The 19,583-nt window shown below is 37.9% G+C and carries 16 protein-coding genes; all 16 read left to right on the top strand.

The window, feature by feature from the left end; genetic code table 11:
• A partial coding sequence (locus FEZ33_RS12595) for a hypothetical protein (protein WP_212746688.1) occupies nucleotides 1-228 on the top strand: 228 nt, incomplete at its 5' end.
• Nucleotides 229-368: 140 nt separating this feature from the next.
• The gene (gene fadD / locus FEZ33_RS09805) at nucleotides 369-1,904 is read left to right on the top strand and encodes a long-chain-fatty-acid--CoA ligase FadD (protein ID WP_138405209.1); all 1,536 of its coding nucleotides are present in this window, start codon (nucleotides 369-371) and stop codon (nucleotides 1,902-1,904) included.
• Nucleotides 1,905-2,290: 386 nt separating this feature from the next.
• Complete coding sequence (gene fadE / locus FEZ33_RS09800) at nucleotides 2,291-3,496, top strand: acyl-CoA dehydrogenase FadE (RefSeq protein WP_138405208.1); 1,206 nt, start codon at nucleotides 2,291-2,293, stop codon at nucleotides 3,494-3,496.
• A gap of 90 nt (nucleotides 3,497-3,586) precedes the next feature.
• Entirely contained in the window at nucleotides 3,587-5,845 is a 2,259-nt protein-coding gene (gene fadB / locus FEZ33_RS09795) for a 3-hydroxyacyl-CoA dehydrogenase/crotonase FadB (RefSeq protein ID WP_138405207.1), read from the top strand.
• Nucleotides 5,846-5,874: 29 nt separating this feature from the next.
• Nucleotides 5,875-7,062, top strand: coding sequence for a thiolase family protein (locus tag FEZ33_RS09790; protein ID WP_138405206.1), 1,188 nt, complete (start codon nucleotides 5,875-5,877; stop codon nucleotides 7,060-7,062).
• A 37-nt stretch (nucleotides 7,063-7,099) separates the two neighbouring features.
• Entirely contained in the window at nucleotides 7,100-7,885 is a 786-nt protein-coding gene (locus FEZ33_RS09785; protein WP_138405205.1) for an enoyl-CoA hydratase/isomerase family protein, read from the top strand.
• Between the two features lie 66 nt (nucleotides 7,886-7,951).
• A complete protein-coding gene (locus tag FEZ33_RS09780) occupies nucleotides 7,952-8,899 on the top strand; it encodes a LysR family transcriptional regulator (protein ID WP_138405204.1) in 948 nt (315 codons plus the stop codon).
• A 102-nt stretch (nucleotides 8,900-9,001) separates the two neighbouring features.
• Complete coding sequence (locus tag FEZ33_RS09775; protein WP_138405203.1) at nucleotides 9,002-9,973, top strand: NAD(P)H-dependent flavin oxidoreductase; 972 nt, start codon at nucleotides 9,002-9,004, stop codon at nucleotides 9,971-9,973.
• 93 nt (nucleotides 9,974-10,066) lie between these two features.
• Nucleotides 10,067-11,632, top strand: a complete 1,566-nt coding sequence (locus FEZ33_RS09770; protein ID WP_138405202.1) for an acyl CoA:acetate/3-ketoacid CoA transferase — start codon at nucleotides 10,067-10,069, stop codon at nucleotides 11,630-11,632.
• A 208-nt stretch (nucleotides 11,633-11,840) separates the two neighbouring features.
• Entirely contained in the window at nucleotides 11,841-12,716 is an 876-nt protein-coding gene (hslO, locus tag FEZ33_RS09765) for an Hsp33 family molecular chaperone HslO (protein ID WP_138405201.1), read from the top strand.
• 155 nt (nucleotides 12,717-12,871) lie between these two features.
• Nucleotides 12,872-14,317, top strand: a complete 1,446-nt coding sequence (gene lysS / locus FEZ33_RS09760; RefSeq protein ID WP_438943015.1) for a lysine--tRNA ligase — start codon at nucleotides 12,872-12,874, stop codon at nucleotides 14,315-14,317.
• Between the two features lie 90 nt (nucleotides 14,318-14,407).
• Nucleotides 14,408-14,695, top strand: coding sequence for a GNAT family N-acetyltransferase (locus FEZ33_RS09755; protein WP_138405199.1), 288 nt, complete (start codon nucleotides 14,408-14,410; stop codon nucleotides 14,693-14,695).
• 255 nt (nucleotides 14,696-14,950) lie between these two features.
• Nucleotides 14,951-15,361 (top strand): 30S ribosomal protein S12, encoded by a 411-nt coding sequence (gene rpsL, locus FEZ33_RS09750; protein ID WP_138405198.1) that lies wholly within the window; start codon nucleotides 14,951-14,953, stop codon nucleotides 15,359-15,361.
• A gap of 43 nt (nucleotides 15,362-15,404) precedes the next feature.
• Entirely contained in the window at nucleotides 15,405-15,875 is a 471-nt protein-coding gene (gene rpsG, locus FEZ33_RS09745; RefSeq protein ID WP_138405197.1) for a 30S ribosomal protein S7, read from the top strand.
• A gap of 83 nt (nucleotides 15,876-15,958) precedes the next feature.
• Nucleotides 15,959-18,040, top strand: a complete 2,082-nt coding sequence (gene fusA / locus FEZ33_RS09740; protein WP_138405196.1) for an elongation factor G — start codon at nucleotides 15,959-15,961, stop codon at nucleotides 18,038-18,040.
• A gap of 148 nt (nucleotides 18,041-18,188) precedes the next feature.
• Nucleotides 18,189-19,373: an elongation factor Tu gene (tuf, locus tag FEZ33_RS09735; RefSeq protein ID WP_138405195.1), complete on the top strand. Its 1,185-nt coding sequence runs from the start codon at nucleotides 18,189-18,191 to the stop codon at nucleotides 19,371-19,373.
• Nucleotides 19,374-19,583 lie beyond the last annotated feature (210 nt).

Below are 19,583 nucleotides of genomic sequence, written 5' to 3'. Positions count from 1 at the left end.
TTAAAGATGAGAACACAACACAAACTATCGTTGCATAGAGAGACACTTAAACATAGGAATAAAAAAAGAGCCAAGGTGACTGCGTCACCTGGCTCCTCGGTCCACCAACATCAAAAATTCATGAACCAAGAAATCGATTATCCATTTTGGGTAGTCGGTTTTTTTGTTTTTTCAATTTTGAAATTTATATATTTGAAGATTGATATGAAAGGATTTCTAAAGGATTAAACTGTTAAATTTACGAGTTAAATGCATATAAAAATTTATAATAAGCAATAAAACACTAGACAAATCGATTATCTTTAGTAGAATGAAGGTAACAAAAAATGGTAGCGTTTACAAATTTAAAGTCTAAGGAGAATAAGACAATGAATTTGGATTGGATAAAAACGCGTGCGGTAGACACACCTGACAAGGTGGCTGTAATTGACCCTATTAAACAAACGGAATTTACTTATGAACAACTAAATCAACGTGCTGAAATGTTAGCACGACATTTAGTGGAGAATGAAGGAATTAAACGAGGAGACCGAATCGGTACCTTTGTCCCAAATGATATTGCCATTATTGATTTTCTGTTGGCTGCTATAAAAATTGGGGCTGTTTTTGTTCCGCTTAATTGGAGATTAAAGCCAATCGAAATTGGTAAAGTAGTTAAAGATGCTGGTTTAGAATATATCGTTTACGCAACTAACCATCTTGAACGACTCACCGAAGTTCCGCAAGAGTTTATTAAATATAATGTAGATGGACCAGAATATAATGAAATCGTGAATCTTGAGAATTATACACCTTTTGAAAGTGTTAATTTAGACTTACAAGACATCGCCATGTTAATTTATACGAGTGGATCAACGGGTAGACCGAAAGGTGTTATACACACGCATGAAAGTTACTTAAATAATGGCTTTAATCAAAACTTATCTTGGAATATGACGAGTGATTGGAAAACAATTGCGAGTGCGCCTATGTTCCATATCTTAGGTTTTATTGATATTGTCATTCCGATGTTAATGGTTGGAGGAACAATCGTATTAGAAAGATACTTCAATCATGAAACCATTAATGATTGGATCGTGAAGTATGAACCGACTGTTCTAGTTTTAATCCCAACGATGTACTATGCCATTATCGCCCATCCGGAATTTAAACCTGAGAATGTTATGAATATTGAACTACTTGTTTCTGGGGGTTCACCTCCTTTACCAGCAGTTCAAAAAGTGTTCCAACAAATGGGTAAAATTATTATTAATGCCTATGGTTTAACTGAAGCACCATTATTAACCTATAATAAATACGAATATGCAGTGAACAATCCACAATCAATTGGACAAGCGCTGATGTTTGTTGAAGCGAAAATTGTTAATGAAGATTTAGAAGAAGTCCCAGTGGGAGACATCGGAGAATTACTCGTTAAAGGTAAAAATGTCACACCAGGCTACTGGAATTTACCAGAAGAAAATGAAAAAGCCTTCCATGATGGCTTCTTTAGAACAGGAGACATGGGCTTTATTAATGAATTAGGTGAGATTACTATAGTTAACCGCCTGAAAGAATTAATTATTACAGGTGGAGAAAACGTGTTGCCATCAGAAGTCGAAGCGATTCTAAGTCAACATCCTCTAATTCGCTCGGCAATTGTCTTAGGATATGAACATCCTAAATTTGGTGAATCCGTATCTGCTGCCATCATGTTGAATAAAGAAGCACTTGGTTCAGAAAATTATAGAGAAGTCCTAGATGAATACTGCTTGAAAAACCTTGCAGGTTATAAAGTGCCGAAACTATACTTAGAGATTGATGAAATACCAGTTAACTCTGTTGGAAAACCTGATCGTCTAGAACTAGAGAAGATGATGAATGACTATGCGAAGTCAACAATCACAGATGAATTGAATATTTAATGTTAAAGTCCCGGCTAAATAGTCGGGCTTTTTTGTGTTGTCTATTAAGTTTTCGTAATAGAGGCTCTTTGTCAAATAGGGTTGATGACATTTTAATTTTTGTCATCAACCCTATTTATTGTAGAACCGTAATAGATAACTGAAATATTCCGCTCAAGATAGCTGTTTCTCTATGTTATTCTTATTCAACTTATTAGTTCAGTTAATAACCAGGCCGTTTAAATGAGTGGAAATCAAAATAAAACCCTTTATTAAGCTCCCTAATGTATAAGATAAGGCTCCGTTATTTCACGGGGTCTAATTAACAGCGTATTATATGAATTGTAAACGTTATCATTTTTGTGTAAGCAATACATGTTATTGAAAATTTTAGGAGGCAAATGAAAATGGACAACAGAAAAGAAGTATTAAAACAATTATTCCCTGAGGATATTTTAAACATTAGCGAAGGTTTAACAGATGGAGAAGTTGAGTTTTTAAGACAATTAGTGGAGCTGCTAGAAACAAAGTATCGTCCCGTAGTTAATCAAGCTTGGGTTGATGCAGAAGTGCCAAAAGGATTTTTTGAAGATATCGGTAAATTAGGATACTATACAAACCCTTTATTATTCGAAGGGCGAGAAGGTAAGAAACAAACGAGTCAATTATTCCAATTTTTCTTCGCCTTTGCTATGTCGAGATTCGACGTATCATTAAATACTTTAATTGGAGTTCACTCAGGCTTAGGGTTTAATTCATTCTTATTTGGAGGTAGTCCAGAACAAGTTCAAAAATATGTCCCTAAATTAGCGAGCCATGAATTACGTACTTGCTTCGCTTTAACAGAACCTGATCATGGATCTGACGTTGCGTGGGGCTTAGATACGACAGCACGTCGTGAAGGTGACAAATGGATTCTTAATGGAGCTAAACGCTGGATTGGTGGCGCATCAGTTGCTGACTTAATTCCAGTTTATGCAAGAGACGAAGAAACAAACAAACCAAAATGCTTTATCGTCAAAGCAGGCCAAGAAGGATTAGACATTGACATTATTGAAAATAAAATTGCACTTCGTATTGTACCAAACGCAAATATTCACTTAAAAGATGTCGTAGTAGATGAAAGTGATCGTCTACAAAACATCAATAGTTTTAAAGATATTGCTAAAGTTCTTTACTCAACTCGTGCAGGCGTAGCTTTCATGGCGACAGGAGCGATGGCAGGTGCACTTCAAGCAACCCTTAAATATGTAACTGAACGTAAACAATTTGGAAAAGACATCTCAAATTACCAATTAGTTCAAGAGAAATTAGCGATGATGCAAGCAAACGTAACATCTGCAATGGCCCTTTGTTCACAAATTGCTCGCCAACAAGAGAATGGTGACTACAATGAAATCGTTACTTCAGTAGGTAAGATGATTAATGCTCTTCGCTTACGTGAGACTGTAGCAATGGGTCGTGGAATTTGTGGGGGGAACGGAATTGTTGTCGATTACGATATCGCAAGATTCTTCTCAGATGCAGAAGCTGTTTATACATATGAGGGTACACACGAAATTAATGCCTTAGTAATTGGACGAGCAATGACTGGACAATCAGCATTTAACTAATATTTATCAAGTGACAGTCATTTCCAAACAAATTTGGAAATGGCTGAGTCACTTTTAAAGTAAAACGATATATTTTGGAGGGAAATAATAATGACAATTAGAAAAGCAACCGTATTAGGTGCAGGTGTCATGGGAAGTCAAATTGCAGCCCTACTTGTAAATGCAGGGATTAAAGTGCAATTATTAGACGTTGTAATTGACGAAGAAGATCGTAATAAACTATCTAAAGCGGGTTATGACAGAATTACAAACAAAAAGAAATCGATGTTATATGATTTAAATTTCGAAGGGAACTTATCTTATGGAAATTTTGCTGATGATTTAGTGGAACCATCAGATTCAGATATCTTTATTGAAGCTGTTAAAGAAGATATTAAAATCAAGCACGATATTTGGACAAAGATTAAACAGGTCGCTAAAGAAGAAGCAATTCTAGCAACAAATACATCTGGAATCCCAATTGAAGCAATTGCTAAAGTGTTCGAAAGCGGCGAACAAGAACGTTTCTTAGGGATGCATTTCTTCAATCCACCGCGCTATATGAAATTATTAGAAATTATTCCAACGAAGAATACATCTGAAGAAACGGTAGAAGTAGTTAAACAATTCTCAGAAGATGTCTTAGGAAAGGGTGTTGTGATTGCTAATGATGTCCCAGCCTTTATCGCCAATAGAACAGGAACACATGCGATGGCAGACATTATGTACCGTGCAAAGCGTGACGGCTTATCAATTGTTGAGGTGGATGCTTTAACAGGTAAAGCAATTGGAAGACCTCGAACAGGAACTTATGGTTTATCAGACTTAGTCGGAAATGATATTGCTGCCTTTGTTGTAGGTGGATTAATGAAAGATCCTAGTGAGCAACCTTACTTCAACAATTCATCGCTTTTACCAAAACTATTAGAAAAAGGAGCTTTGGGAAATAAAGCAGGTTATGGATTCTACAAAAAAGAAGGACGTAAACGTCTAGTATTAGATCCCGAAACTATGGAGTACGTCGAGCCAAGCAAACCTCAATTAGAAATATTATCTCATTTTGGACGTGACTTAAAAGAAAACTTAGATGTTATCTTTAATGCAGAAGACAAAGCGGGTAAATTCTTATGGGAAACTTTGAGAAGCACATTTTTCTATGCGGCAAATAATGTTCCTAAAGCGGCAAAAGATTATAAAGACATTGATCGTGCAATGGTTTGGGGCTTTAACTGGAAAGTCGGACCTTTCCAACTGTGGGATTTAATGGGCTTTGACCGTGTGAAAGAAAGAATCCAAGCAGAAGTAGGGGAATTACCTGAATGGGTAGCAAATAGAACAGAAAGCTTCTATAAGGAAGGCGAAGTACTTGAAAATATTACACCGATTGAAGATCGTATAGAGAAAGAAATTTGGAAAGATGACGATACAACATTAAGTGTAATAAACACGGATCAATTATTATTCAAGTTCCATACACCAAACAACACCATTGATGAAGGATTAACAAAAGGGCTGATAAAAGCTGTAGACGAGTTAGAGTCAGGTCATTATTCTGGAATGGTTATTTACTCGGATGGACCACATTTTAGTCCGGGAGCTAACTTGAATATGATGAAGAAAGCTATAGAACTCGAGGAAGTCGATACTTTAATAGGTAAAACAATAAGCGAGTTACATGAAGCAGTGAACCGCGTTCGCTACAGTAGTAAACCGATTGTTACAGCAGTTAGAGGACGCGCTTTAGGTGGTGGAGCCGAACTAATGTTAGCCTCTCCTTATGTTGTAGCAGCGGCAGAAAGTTATATCGGTTTAGTTGAAGTCAGTGTAGGACTTATTCCTGGTGGCGGCGGCCTAGCAGAATTAACAGAACGCGTGATGACTCGAGACGAGCAAAAAGCAAGTAAGATGAAGACTTTAGGTGCAGTTATTACACGTATTGCATCTGGAGATGTTTCAATGAGTGCTTATGAAGCCCGTCGTAAATATTACTTAAGAGGGTCAGATGACATTATTATGAATGCGGATAAAGTTGTGGACGTAGCCATTGAGAAATTAACTTATTTAACTAAAGTAAATTACATTCAAAGATCAAAAGTTAACTTCCCAGCCTTAGGAACAAACTTTAAAGCAGTGGTCGAAGGGCAATTAGATTCAATGCGCCTAGGACACTTTATTAGTGATTATGACATGGAGTTAGGACTTGCGATTGCAGATGTAATGACAGGTGGAGAGCTCCCAGAAGGAACCTATGTTAATCAAGAATGGTTACAACATCTTGAGAAACAACATTTCCTAAAATTAAGTAAAAATCAAAAGACATTCGAACGAATTTCGCATATGTTACAAACGCGTAAACCGTTAAGAAATTAATACGGAAACTTGAAAGGAATGAATTAATTATGCAAGATGCTTATATCGTTGCTTATGGACGTTCGGCTATTGGAAAAGGAAAAGCGAATGGAGCCCTTGCCAACGACCGTCCAGATGATATTGCAGCTGAAGTATTAAAGGGTGTCATCGATCGTGTTGATGGCGACTTTGATCCAGCGCTTATCGAAGATGTGATTGTTGGTTGTGCCTTCCCAGAAGGAATTCAAGGTATGAATTTTGCTCGTACGATTGCTTTAAGAGCAGGATTACCTTACTCTGTTGCAGGACAGACAGTGAACCGTTACTGCTCATCAGGATTACAAACGATTGCCATTGCTGCAAATGCCATTATGGCTGGTCAATCAGAAGTATTGGTAGCAGGTGGAGTTGAGTTCATGAGTTCAGTCCCAATGGGAGGCAATGAAGTAACAAACAACCCTACACTACAAGCAGAAGATTCAGGTGTTTCGTATCCAATGGGACTCACTGCTGAAAATGTCGCAACTAAATATAATGTCACTCGAGAAGATCAGGATGAATTTGGAGTGCAAAGTCATCAACGTGCACATGGTGCACAAACAGAAGGACGCTTTGATGATGAAATCATCCCCGTAACAACACATAAAGTTGAATACACAAAAAATGGACCTCAAGTTAAAGAGGTAAAATTCGATAAAGATGAAGGAATTCGTCCAGAATCAACAACTGAAACTTTAGGGAAACTAAGAACAATCTTTAAAGCAGACGGATCTGTCACTGCAGGAACATCATCGCAAGTAAGTGACGGCGCAAGTTTTGTTGTCATCATGTCAGGCGAAAAGGTAAAAGAATTAGGCGTGAAGCCAATCGCCCGCTTTGTTGGCTATAAAGCTGTAGGAGTCGATCCGAAATATATGGGGATCGGACCAGCCTATGCTATTCCAGAAGTTTTAGAATTAACGGGCTTAAAACTAGAAGATTTGGACTTAATCGAATTAAACGAAGCCTTTGCTTCTCAAGCGCTAGCTTCAATTCGTGAATTAGGAATAAACACAAATATTACAAACGTTAACGGAGGAGCAATTGCTTTAGGACATCCACTGGGTGCAACCGGAGCCGTGCTGACATCACGCTTATTAGCCGAGATGGGTAAACGTAAAGGTTCGAAATATGGAATGGTATCAATGTGTATCGGAGCCGGTATGGGTGCTGCAGGTATTTTTGAATATATTCATTAGTACTAAACCTTAATCAATGAAAGTAAGGAGATAAGTAATGTATCAAACGATTCTATACACAATAGAGAACCAAGTCGCGACCGTTACAATTAATCGAGAAGAGTATGGAAATGCTTTTTCAGAAACGACGTATCAAGAAATTATTGATGTAATGGCAGATATCGATCAAAATCCAGAAGTAAAGGCGGTTATCTTAACAGGTGCAGGAAAGTATTTCTGTGCAGGAGGAGATGTTAAATACTTCCAACACCTCATTGATACCGGACAAGGAATACCAGAAGACGGTGTCCTTAAAACAGGAGAAATGGTTCGAAGTATCCGACAAAATTCAAAACCCGTGATTGCAGCCATTAATGGTGTGGCTGCAGGAGCAGGCTTAGGACTCGCATTATCATGTGATTTCATTGTGATGGGGACTCAGAGTCGCTTACTTACGGCGTTTATTAATATGGCTTTCCCGGGAGATACTGGTTTGATGTACAATTTACAACAAGCTTTAGGATCATACCGAACGATGAAACATATTATGTTGAATGAACCGATTGATGCGGAATTGGCAGTCGAATATGGCCTCGCTTATAGTAAAGTTGCAGATGAAGATTTACTTGATGAAGCCCAAGCATTAGCTCAAAAGCTAGCTCATGGGCCGACTCAAACAATAGCGCACCAAAAAGCATTATTAGCGAGTATCTTATATCCTCAAATGGATGATACGAACCTTTTAGAAGCGAAGTATATGAGGGCTAGTTCGTTAAGTGATGATCATTCTGAAGCGGTTGCAGCATTTTTAAGTAAAAGGCAACCAAAATTCAAAGGAAATTAGTATTGCTGTGATACACTGTAAGCATACAATACTATCCAGATATATTAAGAATTTGAGGTGCTTAGAATGATGGAAATTAGTCAAATGCAATATTTTGTAGAAATTGTTCAATCAGATTGTAACCTGACTGTCGCGGCTGAGAATTTATATGTTTCTCAGTCAGCGTTGAGTCAGTTTATTAAAAACTTTGAACATCAACAGGGAGTTTCTTTATTCAATCGAAAAAATGGGCGAATTGTGAATGTTTCTGATTCTGGAATGCATGTGTATCAATCAGCATTAAAAGTATTAAATCAATATAATGGACTTGAACATGTCATTGAAAGAGAATCTTTATTCCAAAAAGGGACGATAAAAATTGGGATTCACCCAACGTATTTACGTTTTTTCTTTAATAAATTTATACCTCGCTTTCTGATAGAGAATCCAGATGCACATATCGAAATTGTTGAAGCAGGCACGAATGAATTACAACAGATGCTAGAAGATAATGTCATTCATATCGCAGTTCTAGCACCGCCGAAAGATTTTAATACGTCAAAATATGAAGTACATCCCTTAGTTCGAACTGAAGTGGTCGCCTTTATGGGACCAGATCATCCACTCGTTACAAAACGTTTACTAAAATGGAACCACTTAGACAGCTATCATTATGTAACCTATAACAAAAAAGATGCCGTCTATTATTTTGTAGAAGACAAATTAAAAGAAAATAACAGTACAGCAAAGCAATTATTTACCTCAAGTTCTTGGGATTATATGATAGAAACAGTGATCTACAACGAATTAATCGCTCTTTTACCGACAGTTTACTTTAGTATGTTTATTTCAAGACTAAACCAAATGGGGGTAGTAGAAAAGCGTTTTGAGGATCCAATTCCGTATATCCCGACGTTAATGCGAGAGAAGAAGAAGCATTATTCTAAAGTGGAAGATTTTGTTTTTCAATCTATATATAATAATTTTCACTTTGAAAATAATACATTAAAATACGATTTTTTATTAGATGATTAGATATGAGCTAGGAACGGGTAACAAAACTTCATAGGAAATAGTTTGTTATTTGTTTAAAATCATCGCTCTATCATCATCGAAATTTGAAGGAGAGATGATTCGATGCAAACAAGAGTCACGGAACTATTAAATATTAAGTACCCAATTATTCAAGGGGCCATGCAATATATGTCGCTAGCGGAATTAGCTTCAGCGGTATCTAATGCAGGTGGATTAGGAATTGTTCCAGCGATGGCTTTTCCAGATGTTGATGCCTTGCGAGAAGAAATTCGAAAAGTGCGCAGTTTAACTGATAAGCCTTTTGCCTTTAATATTTCTTTAGTGCCAGAAGTTGTGATGCCAGCAGTAATTAATGATTATATTCAAGTGTTAATTGAAGAAAAGGTACCGGTTGTTGAAACTTCAGGACAAAGACCGGACAAATTCATTCAACCACTGAAAGATGCAGGTATTATTGTCATTCATAAAGTAACGTCAATTCGACACGCTTTAGCGGCTCAATCTGATGGTGCGGATATTATTACAATGGTCGGAGCAGAAGGTGGTGGGCATCCGGGCTTAGATCAAGTCAGTGGTCAAATCCTTTGGGCAAAAGCAGCTGAAGAATTGGATGTACCTGTTCTTGCAGCGGGAGGGATTGTTGATGGTAAGAGTATGTATGCTGCCATGGCATTAGGAGTGGACGGTGTGTTAATGTCTACTCGGTTCCTAGCGACGCCTGAAGTGAATGCATCTGATGCTTATCGCCAAGCCTTATTATCTGTTCCAGAGTATGGGACGGTCTTAACAATGAAGTCACTTCGCAATGCGATGCGTGTCGCTAATAATAAGGTGGCTCAAGATATTCTTAAAGCAGAAGCGAATGGAGCGACTTTAGAAGAGTTGATGCCGTTAATTTCAGGTAGACGCTCCTATGAAGCGATGAAAAATGGAGATATCGATGGTTCACAATTAAGTATGGGACAAGGGATTGGTCGAATCCATGAGATTAAACCGGTATCAGATATCTTCACTGAAATGCTCGAAGACTTTAATCAAGTGCACACACGTATGACACAATTAAATTCAAATTAAGCGAATTAAAGGTCAACTAAATAAAATTCATTGAGTAGACTGAGTGGCAAACACTGAGTCTACTTTTTTATCAACAAATTAAGAGGTGTATAGATGGATACAAAAGAAATCTCAGTAAAAGATGTCATGCAATATGTTCCAGATCATGCTCAGATTGCGACAACGACATATGGTTTAGGGGGTATGCCAGAAGAGTTATTAAAAGAACTGGGTGCCTACTACAAAGAACATCAACATCCAAAAGATGTTACTTTAATGGCTGTGGCTGGAATGAGTCGCGGCGAAGGAACAGGTATGGATTACTTGCTTGAACCCGGTTTGTTAAAGCGTTTTATCGGAACGCACATGAGTGGGGCGCCTTTATCAGCAAAAGCAGCTCTAGCAAATCAGTATGAATTGTATATGCTCCCACAAGGAATCATTGGTAAACTCTACCGAGATGCAGCAGCCAAAGGACCGGGTGTGTGGAGTAAAGTTGGTATTGGAACGTTTGTAGACCCTCGCCAAGAGGGTGGACGCATTAATGATCGGGCAAAAGCAGCCGAAGAATTGGTAGAAGTTACTAAAGTGAATGGGGAAGAATGGTTGTATTTTAAACCTTTACCCATCAATGTGTCTTTTATCAAAGCGACCTATGCAGATCCTAAAGGAAACTTATCATTTATTCATGAGCCTTTGAAACTCGAAGCACTCACACTTGCGATGGCAGCGAAGAACGCAGGTGGAATTGTCATTGCTCAAGTTGAGGACGTCGTAGCAACTGGAACGCTTCCAGCTAAAGAAGTTGATGTTCCGGGTGTACTCGTTGATTATGTTGTAAAAGCTAAGCCAGAATACCATCAACAAACCTTTATGACCCAGTACAGTCCGCTCTTATCCAATGAAATTAGAACACCAAAAGTGAAGAGTCGGGAGTTACCCTTGGATAACAAAACAGTGATCGCAAGACGGGCGGTGCGAGAGTTAAAGCCAAATAGTTTTATCAATATTGGCGTTGGAATGGCAGATAAAGTGTCACGGTTAATTAATGAAGCCGATCTATTAGATCAGTTCACTTTGAACACAGACTTAGGTGCAATCGGTGGAATGACAGCTTCAGATTATAATTATGGTACGAATTACAATGCAGATGCGATTATCAATACTTTAGATATGTTTGATTATTATCACGGGGGTGGCGTAGATACAACTGTGTTGGGCTTTGGTCAGATGGATGCTAATGGGAACATGAACACTACACAAATCGGAGAGATGCTCATTGGTCCAGGTGGTATGATCGATATTTCAGCAAGTGCTTCAAAAATAATCTTTATTGGCACCTTTACAGTTAAAGGGGAAACTAGCGTAGAGAATGGACAACTCGTCATTAATCACGCAGGTGTCGATAAGAAGTTTAAATCAGACTTGTCGTATATTACTTTCTCAAGTAAAGAAGCCATTGCTAATGGCAAAGAAATCATCATTGTAACGGACAGAGCTGTATTTGAAATTAATAAAGATTCAAAACTTGTGCTAATAGAAATTGCTCAAGGACTAGACTTAGAAAAAGATATCTTAGATTGGATGGAGTTTGAACCACTGATTTCAGACAAACTAAAAGAGATTGACTCAAGTTACTACAGTGAATCATGGAATTTAAGAGACTATATAAAAAATTAAATAAAACAAAGCTCTTACAGGTGAAAACTTGGAGAGCTTTTTTATATTCTGTGTGTATTTTCACTGACTTGGTGGTAAGATATGTGAAAGTGAGAAAAGACCTTTTGATGATGATTTCACTAAAGAATGTGTGGTATTATATGTTAGTTGAAAATAAAAAGGTAATACATTACAATGCAACATGGAATTTTCATGGAGGAATGAACATATGACTGATAAATTATTACGTGCGCTTGCCTTTGATGGGCAAGTTAAAGTGTATGTGATTGATGCGAAAAATACAGTTGAAGAAGCAAGAAGACATCACGATACTTGGCGCACTGCGACAGCTGCATTAGGGAGAACTTTAATTGGGACAGCCTTACTCGCTGCGAATTTAAAAGGGAATGACCAAATAACTGCAGATATCACAGGGGAAGGACCTTTAGGTCGAATTCTAGCGACAAGTGATGCAAAAATGAACTTGAGAGGTTTTGTAAATAACCCACAAGTTGCTTTAGATTCAAATGAAGAAGGCAAAATTGATGTCAAAGGTGCCGTAGGCTTACCAGGGTTCTTAAAAGTCAGTAAACAAATTGAAAACTACGAACCTTACACTGGCCAAGTGCCATTAATCAGTGGGGAGCTCGCAGAAGACTTTACCTATTATATGGCAGTGTCAGAACAAACGCCTTCATCGATTGGACTAAGCGTTTTAGTTGATAAAGGTGATATTGTGGCACAAGCCGGTGGCTTTATGATTCAAGTCATGCCAGGGGCAACTGAAGAAACTATCTCTGCTTTAGAAGATAAAATTAATAACTTAGGTAGAGTATCTGATTTGTTAAATAGTGGTTTAACCGTAGAACAGCTATTAGATAGATTAGTTGGCGAAGGTAATTCTAAGATTTTAGATTATTTAGATGTCCGCTTTAACTGTCATTGTTCGAAGGAACGTTTCTCTGATGGAATTAAATTATTAGGCAAAGACGATATTCAAGCAATGATTGACGAGGATCATGGCGCAGAAGTAGTTTGTCATTACTGTAATGAAGCCTATCAGTTTAGTGAAGAGGAATTGACTGCATTAGTAGAAGAAGCCTAATATAGATAATAAAGACAAGCATTGTATTTGTTTGTTAGATGTGCTTTAATTTTTAAGAGAAGTAATAAAGTAAATGAGGAGTGAATAACGTGAGTGATAATCAAGAGCAAACACATGAAGAGTTAAATGACCAACTATTAGTTCGTCGTGAAAAAATGACTTCAATGTTAGAATCAGATAGCGTCAACCCATTTGATGCTGGTTTTACAAGAACACACTATTCAGTAGATATCGTAAGTGAATTTGATCACCTTACTAAAGAAGAATTATCAGAAGCTGAAAAAATTAACGTAAAAGTTGCAGGACGTATGGTGTCTAAGCGCGGTAAAGGTAAAGCTGGATTTGCCCATATCCAAGACATGAAAGGCCGTATTCAACTTTATGTACGTAAAGATATGATTGGTGAAGAAAGTTATGATTGGTACAAACAAGCTGACTTAGGAGATATTGTTGGTGTTGAGGGGTATTTATTCAAGACAAATACGGGTGAATTATCCGTTCGTGCAACGTCTTTTACTCCATTAACTAAAGCTTTACGTCCATTGCCTGATAAATATCATGGTTTAGCGAATATAGAACAACGCTACCGTCAACGATACTTAGACTTAATTAGTAATGATGAGAGTCGTGAACGTTTTGTGAATCGATCTAAAATCATCTCAGAAATCCGTCGTTATTTAGATGACAATGATTATATGGAAGTTGAAACACCGGTTTTACATAATATCGCAGGTGGAGCAAATGCCAGACCATTTATTACACACCATAACGCCTTAGAAATGGAATTATATTTACGAATCGCTTTAGAATTACATCTAAAACGTCTTGTAGTTGGTGGATTTGAGAAAGTTTACGAAATTGGTCGTGTATTCCGTAATGAAGGTGTGGATACAACACATAACCCTGAATTTACTATGTTAGAAGTATATACTGCATACAGTATTTTTACGGATGTCATGGATTTAACAGAATCATTAATTAAACATGTGGCTAATAAAGTATTAGGCTCTGGTGTATTGGAATATGACGATCAAACGATTGATTTAGAGTCAGAATGGCGTCGTGTTCATATGGTAGATATTATTAAAGAAACGACTGGCGTTGATTTCTGGCAAGAAATGTCTTATGAAGAAGCAAAAGCTTTAGCTAAAGAACATCATGTGACTGTCAACGACCATGACACAACCGTTGGACATATTATTAATAATTTCTTTGAAGATAAATGTGAAGATACTATTGTTCAACCAACGTTTGTATTTGGACATCCAGTAGAAATTTCACCTTTGGCGCGTAAAAACCAAGAAAATCCAAGATTTACAGATCGTTTTGAATTATTTATCGCCGGCCATGAATATGGCAATGCCTTTACTGAGTTAACAGACCCAGTTGACCAACGTGAGCGTTTTGAAGCTCAAATGGAAGAGAAAGATCAAGGAAACGACGAAGCGCATCCAGTGGATGAAGATTTCTTAGAGTCATTAGAATACGGTATGCCACCAACAGGTGGGTTAGGAATCGGAATTGACCGTCTAGTTATGCTATTAACAAACGTGCAATCTATTCGTGATGTATTATTATTCCCAACTTTACGTAACAACTAATAGCTTCTAGACTTTTCGTTCAAGCATTAAATTTAATTAAATCATCTATCCATGGTAAACTATGTATATAGACGTCAAGGAGGCGATTTAATGGAGTTTAAAAGAGAAGGTAACGCAATTGTATATCGTGACGAAACAGATAAGCTATTAGCGGAAATTACGTTTCCACCAAGCTCATCAAACGACCAAGTGGTAGTCGCTGATCATACTTTTACAGACCCCGTATTAAGAGGACAAGGAATTGCAGGTAAACTTTTAGATGAATTAGTATCAGAAATGGACAAAGAAGGTAAGAAAATCAAAGCGACTTGTCCATATGTTGTGAGAAAATTCAAAGAAGAACCTGAAAAGTATGACTTTATCAACGCTGATAAATAACATATTTCCGACTATTTGTTTAAAATTAACAAATAGTCGGTTTTTTTTGAAAAAAATGCTCAAGACTATTGACGAAAGTAAATCCTCATGATACTATACCTAAGGTGTTTTAATGACAGATTCCTGGTCATCAGTCGTGCTGACTGCTTTAAAACTCTTATCTTAAGCAACTGAAAAGTTGTTTATTGAATTTTACTATAAAATGACACACTTGGATGTGTGGACTAAGAAAAGAAGACGGGAGGAGGACAATTCATGCCTACAATTAATCAATTAGTTAATAAACCACGTAAGTCTAAAACGACTAAATCGAACTCTCCAGCTTTAAACGTTGGATATAACAGTTATAAACGTACTTCAACAACTACTATGTCACCACAAAAACGTGGTGTATGTACTCGTGTTGGTACTATGACACCTAAAAAACCTAACTCGGCGTTACGTAAATACGCGCGTGTTCGTTTATCTAACCTAATGGAAGTTACAGCATACATTCCAGGAGAAGGGCACAACTTACAAGAACATAGTGTTGTGTTAATCCGTGGAGGACGTGTAAAAGACTTACCAGGGGTACGTTACCACATCGTTCGTGGAGCGTTAGATACAGCTGGTGTTTCTGAACGTCGTCAAAGCCGTTCTAAATACGGAACAAAAAAACCTAAATAAATATAAAAAATAAAATTAATTCCTTATGAAAGGAGGAGTTTGAATGCCTCGTAAAGGTAATGTAGCAAAACGTGAAGTTTTAGCAGATCCAATTTACAATTCAAAATTAGTTACACGTACAATTAACCGTATCATGGTTGATGGTAAACGTGGAAAAGCTTCTAAAATCTTATACTCAGCTTTCGATATTATTCGTGAAGAAACAGGTCAAGAGCCATTAGAAGTCTTCGAACAAGCAATCGAAAATATTATGCCATTGTTAGAAGTTAAAGCTCGTCGTGTCGGAGGTTCTAACTATCAAGTTCCTATTGAAGTTCGTCCAGAACGTCGTTATACTTTAGCTATCCGTTGGCTAACTCAATACTCACGTTTACGTGGGGAGAAAACAATGGAAACACGGCTTGCACGTGAATTAATGGACGCAGCTAATAATACAGGTGCTTCTGTTAAGAAACGTGAAGACATGCACAAAATGGCTGAAGCCAATAAAGCCTTCGCGCACTTCCGCTGGTAGAAATTGGTTGGCTGTTTTATGCAAGAATTTGCATAGGCGATTGACAATTACTCATTATATATTTGAAAGAGGGGTAAAATAGTATGGCAAAGAGAGAATTTTCTCTTGATAAAACGCGTAACATCGGAATCATGGCCCATATTGATGCAGGGAAAACGACAACTACTGAGCGTATCCTTTACTATACAGGACGTATTCACAAAATTGGTGAAACTCATGATGGTGGATCACAAATGGACTGGATGGAGCAAGAACAAGAGCGTGGTATTACAATTACATCTGCAGCTACAACTGCACAATGGAATGACCACCGCGTAAACATTATTGATACTCCAGGTCACGTGGACTTTACCGTAGAGGTAGAACGTTCATTACGTGTACTTGATGGTGCAGTAACTGTATTAGATGCTCAATCAGGTGTAGAACCTCAAACTGAAACAGTTTGGCGTCAAGCTACAACTTACGGTGTTCCTCGTATTGTATATATCAATAAGATGGATAAACTTGGTGCTGATTTCTTAAACGCGACTGAAACACTTCACGACCGTTTAGATGCAAATGCTCACCCTGTTCAATTACCAATTGGTGCAGAAGATGACTTTGACGGGATTATCGACTTAATTGACATGAAAGCATACCACTATCATGATGATTTAGGTGAAAACGTTGAAGAAATTGAAATCCCTGAAGACATGAAAGAATTAGCTGACACATGGCGTACAAACTTAATTGAAGCTATCGCTGATTTAGATGAAGACATTATGATGTCTTACCTAGAAGGTGAAGAAATCGATGTTGCAACTCTTAAAGCGGCAATCCGTAAAGCGACAGTTGCGGTTGAGTTCTACCCAGTTTATGTTGGTTCTTCATTCAAGAACAAAGGGGTACAATTATTACTAGACGGTGTTGTTGATTTCTTACCATCACCACTAGAAGTACCACCAATTATCGGTACTATTCCAGGAACAGAAGATACTTTAGAACATCATGCTGATGATTCAGAAGACTTTGCTGCTTTAGCATTCAAAGTTATGACTGACCCATTCGTAGGACGTCTAACATTCTTCCGTGTATATTCTGGTACATTAGCTGCCGGTTCATACGTTCTAAATGCGACTAAAGATAACCGTGAACGTGTTGGTCGTATCTTACAAATGCACGCTAACTCACGTGAAGAAATCCCAGAAGTATTCTCAGGAGATATCGCAGCTGCGGTAGGTCTTAAAAATACAACAACTGGTGATACTTTATGTGCTGAGAACGCGCCAGTGATTCTTGAATCAATGGAATTCCCAGAGCCAGTTATTAACGTTGCAATTGAACCAGATTCAAAAGCTGACCAAGACAAAATGTCTGCAGCTCTTGCTAAATTAGCTGAAGAAGATCCAACTTTCCGTGCGACAACTGATCACGAAACTGGACAAACAATCATCGCTGGTATGGGTGAGTTACACTTAGATATCATCGTTGACCGTCTAAAACGTGAATTTAAAGTTTCAGCAAGTGTTGGTGCACCACAAGTTTCATACCGTGAAACTTTCCGTGCTGCTACTAAAGCAGAAGGTAAATTCGTTCGTCAATCAGGTGGTAAAGGACAATTCGGACACGTTTGGATTGAATTCTCACCTAACGAAGAAGGTGCCGGATACGAATTTGAGGATGCAATTGTTGGTGGGGTAGTTCCTCGTGAATACATCCCAGCAGTAGATGCAGGACTTAAAGACGCAATGGAAAACGGTGTATTAGCAGGATTCGAATTAATCGACGTTAAAGCTAAGCTTTACGATGGTTCATACCATGATGTCGATTCATCTGAGACTGCCTTCAAAGTTGCGGCTTCATTAGCATTACGTGAAGCTGCTAAGAAAGCTGATCCAGCAATCCTAGAACCAATGATGTTAGTTGAAGTTACAGTTCCTGAAGAATACTTAGGAGATGTAATGGGACACGTGAACTCAAGACGTGGACGCATCGAAGGTACAACTGCTCGTGGTAACGCACAAATCGTTCGAGGATTCATTCCTTTAGCAGAAATGTTCGGTTACGCGACAACTTTACGTTCAGCTACACAAGGTCGTGGTACATTTACAATGCAATTCGACCACTATGAAGCTGTTCCAAAATCAATTCAAGAAGAAATCATCGAGAAACATAGCGGTAGATAATCTGCTTTATAACTAAGCAGAAAGCTTGCTATAAACGTGAATATGTGGAGGTAAATGGTTGAATTTACCTTCCTTTCACGGTATAATCATTTCGATAGGTTAAAAAATAATCTATAATAGGTTACATATATTTTAGGAGGATTAAATAATGGGAAAAGAAAAATTTGAACGTACGAAACCCCATGTTAATATTGGGACTTTAGGTCACGTTGACCACGGTAAAACAACTACTTCTGCTGCAATCGCAACAGTTTTAGCTAAAAATGGTTTTGGTGAAGCTCAAGACTACGCTTCAATCGATAACGCACCTGAAGAAAAAGAACGTGGAATCACAATCAATACTTCACATATTGAGTATGAAACTGCTAACCGTCACTACGCACATATCGATGCGCCAGGACACGCGGACTACGTTAAAAACATGATCACTGGTGCTGCTCAAATGGACGGTGCTATCTTAGTAGTATCTGCTGCTGATGGACCAATGCCACAAACTCGTGAGCATATCTTATTATCACGTCAAGTTGGTGTGCCATACTTCGTAGTATACTTAAACAAAGCTGATATGGTTGATGATGAAGAGTTATTAGAACTTGTTGAATTAGAAGTTCGTGACTTATTATCAGAATACGATTACCCAGGAGACGATGTTCCTGTAATCGTTGGCTCTTCATTAAAAGCTTTAGAAGGCGACGCTGATTACGAAGCTAAAATCTTAGAATTAATGGAAGCTGTAGATTCATACATTCCAGAACCAGCTCGTGAAATCGACAAACCATTCATGATGCCAGTTGAGGACGTATTCTCAATTACTGGTCGTGGTACAGTTGCAACTGGTCGTGTAGAACGTGGACAAGTTTCAGTTGGTGACGAAGTTGAAATCGTTGGTATCAAAGATACTCAAAAAACAACTGTAACTGGTGTTGAAATGTTCCGTAAAATGTTAGATTACGCTGAAGCGGGAGATAACATTGGTGCATTATTACGTGGTGTTACACGTGATGACATCGAACGTGGACAAGTTTTAGCTCAACCAGGTTCAATCACACCTCATACTAAATTCTCTGCTGAGATTTATGTATTATCTAAAGAAGAGGGTGGACGTCATACTCCATTCTTCGATAACTACCGCCCACAATTCTACTTTACTACAACTGACGTTACAGGAATCATCGAATTACCAGAAGGAACTGAAATGGTAATGCCTGGTGACAACGTAACTATCTCTGTAGAATTAATTCACCCAATCGCTATGGAAGATGGAACTCGTTTCTCTATCCGTGAAGGTGGACGTACTGTTGGTGCCGGAACTGTTACTTCAATCGAACAATAATTCCAAACCACAATTAAACACCCCTTATGGGGTGTTTTTTTATGCAGATTTTTAAATTCATTAGATTTCAATTAAAATTATTAGGTGTGTTGTAAGATGAAACGCAACACTAAAAAAAGACATGAAGATTCGTTATACTTAAGTCACCACAACATAGTATAAGGAGAGAATCTTCATGTCACACACTCATTTTAACACAAAGAAATCTAA

This window comes from Ruoffia tabacinasalis (assembly GCF_005864045.1).
GTDB lineage: Bacteria > Bacillota > Bacilli > Lactobacillales > Aerococcaceae > Ruoffia > Ruoffia tabacinasalis.
Note: the sequence above shows the minus strand (reverse complement) of the source record. Positions and strands in the feature narration are given on the sequence as shown.